Genomic DNA, 14,315 nt, shown 5'->3' on the forward strand with positions numbered 1-14,315 from the left:
ATCTAAATTGTGCATAATTCACCTAAATATTATAGCATGAATATATATTAGAATTAAATTAAGGGGGAGTATTCATGAATAAAGCATTAAGTCAATTCTACTATCAATTTCATACACACCAACATTATTTTTTATGTCATGATATTTTAGAAGAATTATGGAAGTCTAACCCTAATTTTTCTAAGAAAGATGCTATAGTGAGTTTAATACTATTTTCAACTGCCATGTATCACTATAGACGATGTAATAAGTTAGGTGCATTAAAAAGCTTTAAAAAAGCGTTATATACATTTAAGCATGCAAAGGATAAGGATACACTAGGTTTAAAGGTCAATGAATTTACTTTATTGATTCAAAATCAAATAGAAAAAGTGAAACATGATCAGACATTTCAACCAATACAGTTGCCAATTACATCTTCAATAGAAAGGGAACTTATCAATTTATATCCTAATTATGAATATAAGAAACAAATTAACAATGATGACATGATTGTTAATTGTCATCGTCTAAGAGATAGAAGCGATATCATTGCAGCTAGAAAAAAAGCACTTAAAAATAAAAGAAAGAAAAGTTAAATAATTCACTTTTCTTTCTTTTATTTTAAGCTCTAGGATGAAATTGATTATACATTTGTCTTATTTGGGATTTAGACACATGTGTATAAAGTTGTGTCGTTGAAATATCTGAATGACCAAGCATTTCTTGAACTGCTCTTAGATCTGCCCCATTTTCTAAAAGATGTGTAGCAAATGAATGTCTCAACGTATGAGGGGTTAAAGTTTTATTAATATTGGCCTTCAAACCATATTGTTTAATCATTTTCCATATTCCTTGTCTAGTTAAAGGTCTACCGTGCATATTTAAAAATAATACATTCGTAATAGTCTTTTTCAAAAGTTGAGGACGTACCTTTTCTAAATACGTATCTAGAAATTCAATCACAGTGTCTCCTAATGGTATAATTCGTTCTTTATTACCTTTACCAAATACTCTAACAAATCCCATAATAAGATTGATATCCTCAATATTAATTTGTATCAGTTCCGAAACACGCATGCCAGTCGCATATAATAATTCTAATATTGTACGATCACGATACCCATTTTTCTTATTTAAGTCCGGTGTTTCTAAAAGTTGAAGTACTTCCTCAACTTCTAAAACATCGGGTAACTTCTTCTCATATTTCGGAGTTTCAATTAAGACTGTTGGATCTTTAGCGGCATATTTTTCTCTAAGTGCAAATTGATGAAAATTGCGAATTGTAGAGATAAAACGCGCCATTGATTTAGCTGAAGCACCTTGGTCTATTAAATATCCTAAGCATTCTTGTATGACTTGGCGATCAATAAAATCGATATGAGCAATTTTATGTTCTTTCATGTACTCTTCATATTTAGCTAAATCGCGTCGATATGCGCCGATAGTATTGTCACTCAATCCCTTTTCAATTTGAATAAATTTTAAGAATTCTTCAATAATCGTATTCATATTACACCTCTGTTTATATAAAAAAGGTATGAAATAGAATTCAAAGTTGATTCTTAATTTCACACCTTCTATCGATTAATTATTACATATCACTTTTTTTTATCTTGAAAAGCTCTTCTAGGCATTTGCATATAAAGTTGATACAACACTTTATTAGGTTTAACTTATTATTTACCTTTAGCTTGACATTCTGAACATATACCGTGAAATGTTAAGCGATGATCCAAAATTTTAAATTGATATTCTGATTCAACACGTTCTTCCACTTTTGGTAATAAATCTTCATGAATTTCCTCTACCTTACCACATTCCATACAAACTAAGTGATGATGAAAATGTTTAGCACCTTCTTTTCTCAAATCAAATCGTGCTACGCCATCACCAAAATTAATTTTATCTACTACTTTTAATTCAGCAAGTAGTTCTAAAGTTCGATAAACAGTAGCTAAACCTATTTCAGGTGCTTTATCTTTTACCTTTAAATATACGTCTTCAGCACTTAGATGATCTTTTTCATTTTCAATTAACACACGAACTGTTGCTTCGCGTTGAGGCGTTAATTTGTAAGAAGATTGCTGTAATTGTTGTTTTACTCTATTTAGACGTTCTTCCACGGGAGCATCACTCCTCAATTAATTATAATCATTTTAAATTAAATTATTTCAATTAATAAATTACCAATAAATTTAGTAAAAATCAAGTAGTTATCACGTCTTATTTAGAATGATTATAATTTAATAATACATATTGTAAAGCAATCATTGTTTTCGCATCTTCAATTTCATGATTTTCTAAAAGTGCATGGATATCATCTAAGTGTATTTTATGCAATTCTACAAATTCGTCATCATCCAGATTCAATTCTCCTTCACTTAAATTATCAGTAAAATAAATGGTTAGTTTCTCATTTGAAAATCCTGGAGAACCATACATATGAGTGATGAATGTTAGATGATTAGCTTTGTAGCCAGTTTCTTCTTCTAATTCGCGTTTAGCTGCTTCTTCTCTTTCTTCATCTTCTTCTAGTTTACCTGCTGGAATTTCTAACAAGGGTTTTTCAATAGGTTTACGATATTGTTTAACCAATAATACTTCTTTTTCTGGAGTAATAGCGCAAATTGCCACAGCACCATTATGCTTGATAATTTCTCTCTTGGAAGTTTTCCCGTCTGGTAACTCCACATCGTGTAGTTCTAGATCGATAATTTTACCATTATAAATGACTGTTCTATCAAAAGTTTTTTCATTAAAGTCCATTATATCCACGTCCCTTTTCATTAAGTTAATAAATTGATAAGATAAATGCGTTAACTAAAGTGTATCGGAAGGAGATTGTTCATGCAAAAAAATATATTAAAAAGTGGCATTGAAATTTCGGAACTAGGTTTAGGGTGTATGAGTTTAGGCACAGAATACCATCACGCAGAGGAAATCATTGAGTGTGCAATTGAAAATGGTATCACATATTTTGATACCGCAGATATTTATGATAGAGGTGTCAATGAAGACATTGTTGGAAAGTCTTTAAAGAAATATCAAAATAGAGATGATATTGTTATAGGAACAAAAGTAGGAAATAGACCGCTTAATGATGGTAGTACTACTTGGGATCCTTCAAAAAAATATATTAAAGAAAGTGTTAAAAGTTCTTTAAAACGTTTAGGTTTAGAACAGTTAGATCTTTATCAACTTCACGGTGGTACAATTGATGATCCCCTAGATGAGACGATTAGTGCATTCGATGAACTGAAAAAAGAAGGTGTAATCAAAGCTTATGGAATTTCTTCTATTAGACCTAACGTGATTGAGTATTATTTAAAACATAGTCAAATAGAAACGATTATGTCTCAATTTAATCTTATTGATAATCGTCCAGAACGTCTTTTGAATCACATTCATTCTCATGGTGTAAAAGTTTTAGCACGTGGTCCCGTGTTTAAAGGGTTACTTACTTCAAATAGTGTTAATGTACTTGATCAGAAATTCTCAGATGGTATTTTTGACTATAATTATCATGAATTAGGAGAAACGATTGCTTCTGTTAAGGAAGTTGAAAGTAATTTAAGTGCTTTATCATTCGAATATTTAAAATCCCATGATGCATTAGGATCTATTATTGTTGGTGCAAGTTCTGTTTCACAATTAAAAGATAATATTACTAATTTTAATAAAACAGTAAGTTTGGATCAAATTAAATCTGCACGTCACCGCGTGAAAGATTTAGAATATACTCAGCATCTTGAGTAATTAATTAATAAATTCTTATAAACAATCGTTGATGTAAAGTACAAGTGATGAAGTATCTATGATGAATGCTTCATCATTTTTTTAGGTTAAATTATATTTTATTTTTAAACAATGAAGTAAAATATTTTTCAATTTTTCTAGGAGCTAATTGGTAAAGTTTTAATAGTGGATTCATCCATAGCGGCTTGTTAATTTCTACTTTACGAGTGATGATACCTTTAACGATATCTTCTGCGAGTATTTTAGGATCTATCATTAGTGATGCATATTTATTAGCGTACTTCAATGATGGATCTGCTTTTTTGTGAAATGGTGTATTAATGGGACCTGGATTAACAGTCATAACATGAAAGCCTTGCTCCTCAATTCTTAGAGCATTTAATACGCCATTTAAAGCAGCTTTAGATGAGCCATAAAATGCAGCGTTCGCTTGCGTTACAAATGCTGCCTGACTTGAAATAGCCACTATAGAAGCATTCATTGTTAAATATGGTTTAACAGTTTTAAATAATGTAATAAAACCAAGCACATTCACATCATAAGTCTCCAAGGTTTCTTCTAACGAATGAGATTGTATTGATTTAAAAAAGCCTAAACCTGCACTATAAATAATTCCGTCAATCGGATAACAAAGGGATTTAGAAATAGTATCTATTTGTGAAGTATCTTGTAAATTACATTTAATCATTGAAACACGATGTTTGTACGGATTAAAATTAATATTTTCGAATTTCTCCGTACTACGAACAATGAGGGTAATATATGCACCTTTTTTTAATAATTTTTTCGTTATTTCTAAACCTAAGCCACTAGTTCCTCCAGTTACGATGAAATGTTTACCTACAATCACTGATGAGTCTCTCCTATCTAACAAGTATAGTTAATTTTTGATAATAATTATAATGAATATGTTACTATAGTTTTATCAATTAAGGGTAAGGATGGTGCTATTTTATGAAGTTAGTATTTTATGGCGCTGGTAACATGGCACAAGCCATTTTTAAAGGAATTATTGATTCTAAAATATTAAATCATAACGATATTTATTTAACAAATAAATCAAATGAGAATACTTTAAAATTATTTGCGAAAGAATTAGGAGTAAAATACAGTTACGATGATGCATTTTTATTAAAAGATGCAGATTATGTTTTTTTAGGTACTAAACCTCATGATTTTGAAACGGTCGCATCACGTATTAAATCACATATACAATCAGACCATCGTTTTATATCTATTATGGCTGGTTTATCGATAAATTATATCCGAGAAAAGTTAGAAACGAATAATCCTGTTGCTAGAATTATGCCTAATACAAATGCACAGGTAGGTCATTCAGTGACAGGTATTAGTTTTTCTGGTAATTTCGATCCTCATTCTAAAGATGAAGTAACAGAATTAATTAGTGCTTTTGGCTCAGTTATTGAAGTTGACGAAGAATATTTACATCAAGTGACGGCTATTACAGGAAGCGGACCAGCTTTTTTATATCACGTATTTGAACAATATGTTAAAGCAGGAACATCATTAGGTCTTGAAAAGAAACAAGTTGAAGAATCCATTAAGAATCTCATTATTGGAACAAGTAAGATGATTGAACGATCGGATTTAAGTATGGAACAACTTAGAAAAAATATTACCTCTAAAGGTGGTACAACACAAGCTGGATTAAATGAACTTGATCGACATGATATTGAGAGTATTTTTAAAGCCTGTCTAGACGCGGCAGTTGATAGAAGTATTGCCCTTTCTAAAAGTGAAGATGAGTAATAAAAAAAGCTATAACGAAAATTAAGTCATACATATCGTTATAGCTTTTTATGAGTTTTTACGTATCATTATAAAACGCTAATATTATTTAAAATTTGAATGTATCGAAGTCTTTAACAAACTCAAAGTTTGGTGTATCTTTCATTTCTTTTAATGCACGGTTTATCTCTTCTATATCTTCTAAATTATATCGATTACTTAGGTGGGTAATAAAACTTTTCTTCACATTAGACTGATGAATTAACCTAAATACATCATCAATGTGACTATGATGATAGTTATTTGCTAAAATTTTGTCACCTTCAATATATGTTGCTTCATGAATCATAATATCCGCATTTTCTGCAAGTATATATTCGTTGTCACACGGTTTCGTATCTCCAAAAATAGTAACAATAGGTCCTGGTTTGGCTGGACCTTTAAAGTCTTTAGAAAGATAAATTTGATTATTATATTCAAAAGTATCAAACATTTTTACTTCTTGATATTTAGGACCCGGTTCTAGTCCAATTGCCTTTAATGCAGTTACATCAATTGTACCTGGTGTTGTAGGAGCCTCAATTCGATAACCATATGAAGGTATACCATGATTTAATAACCTTGATGAAACTGTAAAGCCATGATGATGATATGTAAAATTATTATCAATTTCAATATATGTAATAGGATAGTTTAAATGAGATTCAGATAATTTCAAAGCAGTTTCAATAAATTGTTGTAAACCTGTTGGCCCTATTAACGTCAATGGCTTATCTTCTCCACCTTGGAATGAACGACTTGTTAATAATCCAGGTAATCCAAAAATGTGGTCGCCATGCATATGCGTAATAAAAATATGATCAACTTTGCCTAATTTTATTGAGTGATGCAAAATTTGATGTTGAGTCCCCTCTCCTACATCGAATAACCATACTGAATTTGAATAAGGTTCTAAATTTAAAGCAATCGCTTGAGTATTACGATCTTTAGTAGGTAAACCCGCACTCGTTCCAAAAAATGTAACTTCCATGCATTTGCCTCCTCTTTCTTCAATAATATATTTTATCATACGTCTATAAGTTTGTTATCATATGAAATAAAATAAATGAATTTATCAGAATTTAGGGTATAATGTAACTTATAAAAAATAAATTGTATGTTATTTAGTTTAATGTTGTAAATATTATCAACAATTTTAGGCAAAAACATATCAAGAAAAACAGTTTTAATTTATAATGAATTAATCATAGCAATTAAAGAATTGAGGTTTTGAATTTGAACACACACACTAAACATATCCCTTGTTTAATTACTATATTTGGCGCAACTGGAGATTTGAGTCATAGAAAATTATTCCCTTCTTTATTCCATTTATATCAACAAGATAATTTAGATGACCATATTGCCATTATTGGCGTTGGTCGAAGAGATTATACTAACGACTTTTTCCGTGAACAAGTTAAACAATCTATTCAAACGCACGTCAAAGATACTGATCGACTCGATGAATTCATAGAACATGTTTTCTATTTTAAAAATGATGTCAATGAAGAAGAAAGTTATCATGAATTATTAACATTCTCTAATGAACTTGATGATACATTTAAATTAGAAGGTAATCGCCTATTCTATTTAGCAATGGCACCTCAATTCTTTGGACCAATTTCTGATTATTTAAAAGCTTCTGGCTTAACTGAAACTAAAGGATTTAAACGCCTTGTAATTGAAAAACCATTTGGTAGTGATTTTAAATCTGCTGAAAAATTAAATAATCAATTACGACAATCATTTAAAGAAGAAGAAATATACAGAATTGATCACTATCTTGGTAAAGATATGGTGCAAAATATCGAAGTTCTACGATTTGCTAATGCGATGTTTGAACCTCTTTGGAATAATAAGTATATCTCTAATATCCAAATCACTTCTTCAGAAATACTAGGTGTTGAGGATCGTGGAGGTTATTATGAATCGAGCGGTGCATTAAAAGATATGGTACAAAACCATATGTTACAAATGGTTGCATTACTAGCAATGGAAGCACCTATTAGTCTTAAAAGTGAAGATATTCGAGCTGAAAAGGTGAAAGTATTAAAATCTTTAAGACAATTAAAACCTGAAGAAGTCAATCAAAACTTTGTGCGTGGACAATATGGAGAAGGGACTATTAATGACCAACGTGTTATCGCTTATAGAGATGAAGATCGTGTTGCGTCTGATTCCAATACACCAACCTTTGTTTCTGGAAGATTAACTATCGATAACTTCCGTTGGGCTGGTGTACCATTCTACATTCGTACTGGTAAGCGTATGAAGTCTAAATGTATACAAGTTGTTGTAGAATTTAAAGAAGTTCCTATGAATTTATATTATCAAACGGATCGACTACTAGATTCTAATTTATTAGTTATTAATATTCAACCTAATGAAGGGATTTCATTACACTTAAATGCTAAGAAAAGTATTCAAGGTATCGAAACAAAGCCTGTTCAACTGTCTTATGCTATGAGTGCACAAGATAAAATGAACACAGTAGATGCATATGAAAACTTGTTATTCGATTGTCTTAAAGGTGATGCAACCAACTTTACACATTGGGAAGAACTTAAATCTACATGGAAATTTGTAGACGCTATTCAAGAACATTGGACCATGATTGATCCAAACTTCCCTAATTATAAATCAGGGACAAATGGCCCTATCGAAAGTGATTTATTATTAAGCAGAGATGGAAATCATTGGTGGGACGATATTCAATAAACAGATATACTAGAAGCTTCATGTGATAGATGTATAAAGGATAAGACATATTATATTATTTTCACTCATTGAAAATAAGGTCTTGTCCTTTTTAAATTGAATATTGAAAGAGTCATTTAAAAATTTAATTTAATTTTATATTATTGATGTATATTTTTATAAAATAATGTAAAATATTAGTATTGATTGTAAATTTATTGGAGTGAAGGTTTTGGACGTTATCAAGCAGATACAACAGGCAATTGTATATATAGAAGATCATTTATTAGAGCCTTTTAATTTGCAAGATTTAAGTGATTACGTTGGTCTTTCCCCTTACCATCTTGATCAATCGTTTAAAATGATTGTTGGACAACCTCCTGAAAGTTATGCTCACTCTCGAAAAATGACTGAAGCTGCTAAAGAAATGATACAAAGTTCTTCGAGATTGGTTGATGTAGCAAAACGCTATAATTATTTAAGTTCCAATGACTTTGCAAATGATTTTAGTGATTTTCATGGAATATCTCCTATTCAAGCTTCTACTAAAAAAGAAGAACTAAAAATGAATGAACGTTTGTATATTAAATTAACAACTACAGAAAGAGCACCATACCCTTACAGACTAGAAACAACTAAAGACACACCTTTAGTTGGATATGTAAAATATATTGAGGCTAATCAACTATCTAACCCTTACAAAGTTCCTGATTTTTTAGAAGATTTATATTTAGATGGTAAAATAAAAGAATTAAAACGATATAATAATATAAGTCCATATGAGTTATTTGTTATTACATGTCCTTTAGATGAAGGTGTAGAATTATTTGTGGGCGTACCTAGTGAACGTTATCCAGCTCACTTAGAAAGTCGATTGTTGCCAGGGCGACACTATGCAAAATTTAATTTGCAAGGTCAAGTGGATTATACTGTTAATGAAGCTTGGTATTATATTGAATCCAGCTTACAACTTACTCTACCTTATGAAAAAAATAGCTTATATGTTGAAATTTATCCTTTTGATCTCTCATTCGAGGACCCGTTCACTAAAATACAGTTATGGCTACCTATTAAACAAGAAACTTATGATATAGAATAAAAGAAGCGTTAGATGACTAAGTTATTAAACTTATGTCATCTAACGCTTTACTATTAAAGTTCGGCTACGAACGCTTCAAAAGGTCTCATATTAGTGATATCTAAATCATTTTTATAATTGTGTAGCTTAATTTGAGATGGTTCAACTTCGAATGGTAAATTTAATGATGCAACATGATCTGTTAAATTTCCTGCAACTAGAACTGTCTTATTATTGAGTTTACGTGTGTAAGCAAAAATATTCTCGTTCGCATCATCGATTAAATTAAATTCACCATAAGTATATATATCATCAGATTTTTTTATTTTAATTAGACGTTTATAAAAATTAAGAACGGAATCTGAATCCTCGGATTGTTGTGCTACATTTATTGTTTTATAGTTAGGATTGACTGGGAACCATGGCGTACCTTCAGTAAAACCTCCATTTACTTCATTAGTCCACTGCATAGGTGTTCTAGAATTATCACGATTCTCCATTTTATATTTATCTAATAACTGATTAACATCTCCACCTTGAGATTTAACAATTTGATATTCTGTTTTTACAGCAACATCGTTAAATGTTTCAATACTTTCAAATGGATAGTTTGTCATACCAATTTCTTGACCTTGATAAATAAAAGGTGTGCCTTGTTGTAAGAAATATACCACTGCATGGCTAGTAGCAGATTCAAACCAATACTTTTTATCATCTCCCCAAGTAGAAACACGTCTAGGTTGATCATGATTTTCGATAAATAGTGCATTCCATCCTATACCCTCTAGTTGTTTTTGCCAACGGTTTAATACATTTTTATAAGATAAAATATCAAATTTAGAGTCTCCAGTACTCCATAAACCTAAATGTTCAAATTGGAAAATCATATTAAATTTACCTTCTTTTTCTCCAACCCACTCTTTTGCATTATCTGGATTCACGCCATTTGCTTCTCCAACAGTCATAATGTCATAATGACTAAGTGATTTGTCCTTCATTTCTTGAAGCCAATCTTGAATGCCTGGTTGATTCATATCAACATCAAATGCTGGAGCGTATTGTTTTCCTTTTGGAACAGGTAAATCACCAGCTTCAAATGTTTTTTTGATATGAGTGATCGCATCGACTCTAAAACCATCAATTCCTTTTTCGAACCACCAATTCATCATTTTAAAAACAGCTTCTCTAACATCAGGATTACTCCAATTTAAATCAGGTTGCTTTTTACTAAATAAATGGAAATAATACTGTTTTGTTGTGTCATCATATTCCCATGTTGAACCATTGAAAATACTCTCCCAATTATTAGGTTCAGAACCGTCAGGTTTAGGATCTGCCCAAATGTACCAATCTCGTTTAGGATTATCTTTACTAGAACGAGATTCTATAAACCATGGGTGTTCATCAGATGTATGGTTAACAACAAGGTCTAAAATTAATTTCATTCCACGCTTATGAACCTCAGATAACAAATGATTAAAGTCTTCCATTGTTCCAAATTCTTCCATAATATCTTGATAATCACTAATATCATAACCATTATCGTCGTTTGGAGATTTATACATAGGACTAAGCCAAATGACATCAATACCTAAATCTTTCAGATAATCCAACTTTTCTACCATCCCTGGTAAATCACCAATACCATCATTATTGCTATCATTAAAACTTCTTGGATACACTTGATATGCTACGGCTTCTTTCCACCAATTTTTTTCCATTTATATCGCTCCTTTGAAAATATTATGTAAATAAATGAACTTTGAAATAATAAATCATAGTATTCGAGTTAGTTATTTTAATAGTCAATGTTAGTCTTTAATATATAATCTAATTTTTTCTGGATTTATAGAAATATAAAATAATATGTAATAACATTATATATGGATAATCCAGTTTTTTAGAAAACGTTTACACCTATATTTATCGTACTAATCGAGTCTCTAAATGTCAACTTGGGATATATCGATTAAATATAAATTAAAATAACAAGACTATATTTATTAAGACATCTATACAAACCTATCATAATAAAAAAATCTGAGACACTTAATGATGTCCCAGATTTTTAATCATGCAATAATTATTCTTCAGTCCATTGAGTATGGAAAATACCATCTTTATCTTTACGTTCATAAGTATGTGCCCCAAAATAATCACGTTGTGCTTGAATTAAATTAGCAGGTAGATCTTCTGAACGGTAGCTATCATAATAGTTGATACTTGCTGAGAAACCAGGTGTTGGTACACCATTTTTAACACCAGTAGCAACTACTTCTCTAAGTGCATCTTGATATTCAGTAACAATACCTTTGAAATAAGGGTCTAATAATAAGTTTTGAAGACCTGAATTATTGTCATATGCGTCTTTAATTTTTTGTAAGAATTGGGCACGAATAATACAACCTTCACGCCAAATCATTGCTAAATCACCTAATTTAAGGTTCCATTCGTTTTCATTGCTCGCTTTACGCATTTGGGCGAAACCTTGGGCGTATGAACAAATTTTACTCATATATAACGCTTGACGGATTTTTTCTAAGAATTCTTCTCTATTTCCATCAAAGTTTGATTTAGGACCACTTAATACTTTCGATGCCTTCACACGTTCTTCTTTAATTGAAGAAATGAAACGTGCAAATACAGATTCAGTAATGATTGTTAATGGTATACCTAATTCTAATGCATTAATTGATGTCCATTTACCAGTTCCTTTTTGACCAGCAGTATCAAGAATTTTTTCTACAAGAGGCTCATTATTTTCATCTAATTTAGTGAAAATATCGCCTGTTATTTCAATTAAATAACTTTCTAATTCTCCAGCATTCCATTCTTTAAAAGTTTTAGAAATTTCTTCATGAGACATACCTAATAATTCTTTCATCATTGCATAACTTTCAGCAATTAATTGCATATCAGCATATTCAATACCATTATGAACCATTTTTACATAATGTCCTGCACCATTTGGTCCAATATATTCTACACATGCAGCACCATCTTTTGCTTTAGCAGCAATGGCATCTAAAATATCACTTACTTTGTTGTAAGCTTCTTGTTGACCACCAGGCATTAAAGATGGACCAGTTAACGCACCGATTTCACCACCAGAAACCCCCATTCCAATAAAGTTGATACCACTTTCAGCAAGAGCTTTGTTACGACGAATTGTATCTTGATAGTTTGTATTACCCCCATCAATTAAAATGTCATCGTCATCTAATAAAGGTAATAAGCTATCTATTGTTGCGTCTGTAGCAGGACCAGCTTTAACCATTAATAATATTTTGCGTGGTTTTTCTAAAGAGTTCACAAAATCTTCTAAAGAATACGTTGGATGAATTTGTTTACCTTCTGATTCCTTAATCATTAAATCTGTTTTATCACTAGAACGGTTATAAACAGATACGCTATAACCACGTGATTCGATATTCCATGCAAGGTTTTTACCCATAACAGCTAAACCTACAACACCTATTTGTTGAGTCATATTACTTACCTCTCTTATTCAATAATTTCATTAGTATTGTATCACAAAAATATAAATGACTTCACTAAAGTAAAATATTATTTCGCTACTAATTCAACAATTTTAATCAATTGACTCGTAAGTTGATTTAAAGCAGCTACAGGAATACGTTCAGAAGTAGTATGAATATGTTCATATCCTACACCTAATATGACAGTTGGAATATGATACGTGTTAATAATACTGCCATCTGAACCGCCACCAGCAATAACAGTTTTACCTGAAAGACCTAAAGTTTTCGCACTCTTTATAGCATACTGAGTTACAGTCTCAGAATCGTTTCTTCTAAAACCAGGATAACTCTTAGAAATTTCAACATTTGCTTTACCGCCTAATTCTTTTGCTGTAGTTTCGAAAGTTTCTTTCATATGGTTGACTTGATACTCTAAACTTTTATCATTATGCGAACGAGCTTCTCCCTCTAAAATGACTTTATCTGCAACAATATTTGTAGCAGAACCGCCATAAAATTTACCAATATTAGCTGTGGTATCTTGATCAATCTGACCTAAATGCATTTTATTGATCGCCTTAGCTGCAATATGAATTGCACTTATACCTTGGTTGGGTTTACTAGCATGTGCTGTTTTCCCATAAATAGTTGTATTAATAATCATTTGAGTTGGGGCACCCACCACTGTTGTTCCAACCGCTTGGCTGGCATCAACAGCATAGCCGAACTCTGCATCTATTAAGTTTTGATCTAATTCTTTAGCACCTTTTAAACCTGCTTCTTCTCCTACAGTGATAATAAATTGAATTTGTCCATGAGGTAATTCTTGTTCATTTATAGTTTGAATCATTTCTAACAAAGCAGCTATACCTGCTTTATCATCTGCCCCTAATACAGTTGTGCCGTCTGAATATACATAGCCATCTTCTTTAAGGATTGGTTTAACGTTAATACCTGGAACAACTGTATCCATATGGCTAGTAAAATAGATTTTAGAAACATGTTCTTTTCCTTCACTACTTGGTAAGGTACAAATTAAATTATTTGCACCTAACCATTCTCTTTTAGACGCATTATCTTCTACAACATTTAATCCTAAATCTATAAATTTCTTTTTTAGAATGGGTTGTATCGTTTCTTCATTCCCAGTTTCAGAATTAATTTGCACTAACTCTAAAAAAGTATTAAGTAAACGGCGACTATTAATCATTATGAAAACCCCTTTCTTATATAGTTAATATTTTAACTGACTTTGAGAATTAGAGTAAATAAATTGATTGCCATTTTTATCGAAATCATTTAAGGTTATTTTATATATTATAAGTTATTAATATAACGAATAATTAAATTATTTAAAGGTTTCAAGGAGCGTTTACATTGAATAATAAAGTGCTAAAAATTATTATCATTATCATGTTAATTGCAGTTGTAGCTGCACTGTTACTTACAAGTCTTGTTCCTCTCATGCATTAAAAATTACTTAGAATAGAAACTATCGACAAAAAACCAAATTTGACGATAGTTTTTAT

The 14,315-nt window shown here is 30.8% G+C and carries 14 protein-coding genes; 6 read left to right on the forward strand and 8 right to left on the reverse strand.

Annotation, left to right across the window (positions count from 1 at the left end):
- The first annotated feature begins 74 nt into the window (after positions 1-74).
- On the forward strand, positions 75-578 hold the full coding sequence (locus CD034_RS05410; RefSeq protein WP_049431051.1) for a DUF309 domain-containing protein: 504 nt from the start codon (positions 75-77) through the stop codon (positions 576-578).
- Positions 579-603: 25 nt separating this feature from the next.
- On the opposite strand, the gene xerD is transcribed toward CD034_RS05410, so the two are convergent.
- From xerD to CD034_RS05425, 3 genes are all read right to left on the reverse strand, one after another.
- Positions 604-1,491 (reverse strand): site-specific tyrosine recombinase XerD, encoded by an 888-nt coding sequence (gene xerD / locus CD034_RS05415; protein ID WP_002449900.1) that lies wholly within the window; start codon positions 1,489-1,491, stop codon positions 604-606.
- A 167-nt stretch (positions 1,492-1,658) separates the two neighbouring features.
- The gene (gene fur / locus CD034_RS05420; protein WP_002449777.1) at positions 1,659-2,105 is read right to left on the reverse strand and encodes a ferric iron uptake transcriptional regulator; all 447 of its coding nucleotides are present in this window, start codon (positions 2,103-2,105) and stop codon (positions 1,659-1,661) included.
- Positions 2,106-2,205: 100 nt separating this feature from the next.
- Positions 2,206-2,748 (reverse strand): NUDIX domain-containing protein, encoded by a 543-nt coding sequence (locus CD034_RS05425; protein WP_002449742.1) that lies wholly within the window; start codon positions 2,746-2,748, stop codon positions 2,206-2,208.
- Between the two features lie 81 nt (positions 2,749-2,829).
- Between CD034_RS05425 and CD034_RS05430 the strand changes: the two genes are divergently transcribed.
- Positions 2,830-3,738, forward strand: a complete 909-nt coding sequence (locus CD034_RS05430) for an aldo/keto reductase (RefSeq protein ID WP_002449875.1) — start codon at positions 2,830-2,832, stop codon at positions 3,736-3,738.
- A 91-nt stretch (positions 3,739-3,829) separates the two neighbouring features.
- On the opposite strand, the gene CD034_RS05435 is transcribed toward CD034_RS05430, so the two are convergent.
- Positions 3,830-4,588 (reverse strand): SDR family NAD(P)-dependent oxidoreductase, encoded by a 759-nt coding sequence (locus CD034_RS05435; protein ID WP_002449837.1) that lies wholly within the window; start codon positions 4,586-4,588, stop codon positions 3,830-3,832.
- 104 nt (positions 4,589-4,692) lie between these two features.
- Between CD034_RS05435 and proC the strand changes: the two genes are divergently transcribed.
- A complete protein-coding gene (gene proC, locus CD034_RS05440) occupies positions 4,693-5,508 on the forward strand; it encodes a pyrroline-5-carboxylate reductase (RefSeq protein WP_103288186.1) in 816 nt (271 codons plus the stop codon).
- Positions 5,509-5,596: 88 nt separating this feature from the next.
- Here the strand turns inward: proC and rnz are convergent, their stop codons facing one another.
- Complete coding sequence (gene rnz, locus CD034_RS05445) at positions 5,597-6,517, reverse strand: ribonuclease Z (RefSeq protein ID WP_002449876.1); 921 nt, start codon at positions 6,515-6,517, stop codon at positions 5,597-5,599.
- Between the two features lie 245 nt (positions 6,518-6,762).
- On the opposite strand from rnz, the gene zwf reads away from it, so the two are divergent.
- Together zwf and CD034_RS05455 are read left to right on the forward strand one after the other, a co-directional pair.
- Positions 6,763-8,247: a glucose-6-phosphate dehydrogenase gene (gene zwf, locus CD034_RS05450; protein WP_002449753.1), complete on the forward strand. Its 1,485-nt coding sequence runs from the start codon at positions 6,763-6,765 to the stop codon at positions 8,245-8,247.
- 211 nt (positions 8,248-8,458) lie between these two features.
- A complete protein-coding gene (locus tag CD034_RS05455) occupies positions 8,459-9,325 on the forward strand; it encodes an AraC family transcriptional regulator (RefSeq protein WP_002449782.1) in 867 nt (288 codons plus the stop codon).
- Positions 9,326-9,378: 53 nt separating this feature from the next.
- On the opposite strand, the gene CD034_RS05460 is transcribed toward CD034_RS05455, so the two are convergent.
- The 3 genes from CD034_RS05460 to CD034_RS05470 form a co-directional block, all read right to left on the reverse strand.
- Complete coding sequence (locus tag CD034_RS05460) at positions 9,379-11,025, reverse strand: glycoside hydrolase family 13 protein (protein WP_103288187.1); 1,647 nt, start codon at positions 11,023-11,025, stop codon at positions 9,379-9,381.
- 362 nt (positions 11,026-11,387) lie between these two features.
- Positions 11,388-12,794: an NADP-dependent phosphogluconate dehydrogenase gene (gene gnd / locus CD034_RS05465; protein WP_002449697.1), complete on the reverse strand. Its 1,407-nt coding sequence runs from the start codon at positions 12,792-12,794 to the stop codon at positions 11,388-11,390.
- A gap of 77 nt (positions 12,795-12,871) precedes the next feature.
- On the reverse strand, positions 12,872-13,996 hold the full coding sequence (locus tag CD034_RS05470; protein ID WP_002449815.1) for a M20/M25/M40 family metallo-hydrolase: 1,125 nt from the start codon (positions 13,994-13,996) through the stop codon (positions 12,872-12,874).
- Positions 13,997-14,163: 167 nt separating this feature from the next.
- On the opposite strand from CD034_RS05470, the gene prli42 reads away from it, so the two are divergent.
- Positions 14,164-14,259 carry a stressosome-associated protein Prli42 gene (prli42, locus tag CD034_RS11200; protein WP_017176262.1) on the forward strand — a complete coding sequence of 32 codons (96 nt, stop codon included), beginning with the start codon at positions 14,164-14,166 and terminating at the stop codon, positions 14,257-14,259.
- Positions 14,260-14,315: the final 56 nt, after the last annotated feature.

Origin of the sequence: Staphylococcus hominis subsp. hominis, assembly GCF_002901845.1 — a bacterium.
Classification (GTDB): Bacteria; Bacillota; Bacilli; order Staphylococcales; family Staphylococcaceae; genus Staphylococcus; species Staphylococcus hominis.

Excerpts from the sequence above, each read along its gene's own strand:
- CD034_RS05410 (WP_049431051.1), top strand. The coding sequence starts at position 75 with ATGAATAAAGCATTAAGTCAATTCTACTATCAATTTCATACACACCAA.
- xerD (WP_002449900.1), bottom strand. The coding sequence starts at position 1,491 with ATGAATACGATTATTGAAGAATTCTTAAAATTTATTCAAATTGAAAAG.
- CD034_RS05425 (WP_002449742.1), bottom strand. The coding sequence starts at position 2,748 with ATGGACTTTAATGAAAAAACTTTTGATAGAACAGTCATTTATAATGGT.
- CD034_RS05430 (WP_002449875.1), top strand. The coding sequence starts at position 2,830 with ATGCAAAAAAATATATTAAAAAGTGGCATTGAAATTTCGGAACTAGGT.
- proC (WP_103288186.1), top strand. The coding sequence starts at position 4,693 with ATGAAGTTAGTATTTTATGGCGCTGGTAACATGGCACAAGCCATTTTT.
- rnz (WP_002449876.1), bottom strand. The coding sequence starts at position 6,517 with ATGGAAGTTACATTTTTTGGAACGAGTGCGGGTTTACCTACTAAAGAT.
- CD034_RS05460 (WP_103288187.1), bottom strand. The coding sequence starts at position 11,025 with ATGGAAAAAAATTGGTGGAAAGAAGCCGTAGCATATCAAGTGTATCCA.
- gnd (WP_002449697.1), bottom strand. The coding sequence starts at position 12,794 with ATGACTCAACAAATAGGTGTTGTAGGTTTAGCTGTTATGGGTAAAAAC.
- CD034_RS05470 (WP_002449815.1), bottom strand. The coding sequence starts at position 13,996 with ATGATTAATAGTCGCCGTTTACTTAATACTTTTTTAGAGTTAGTGCAA.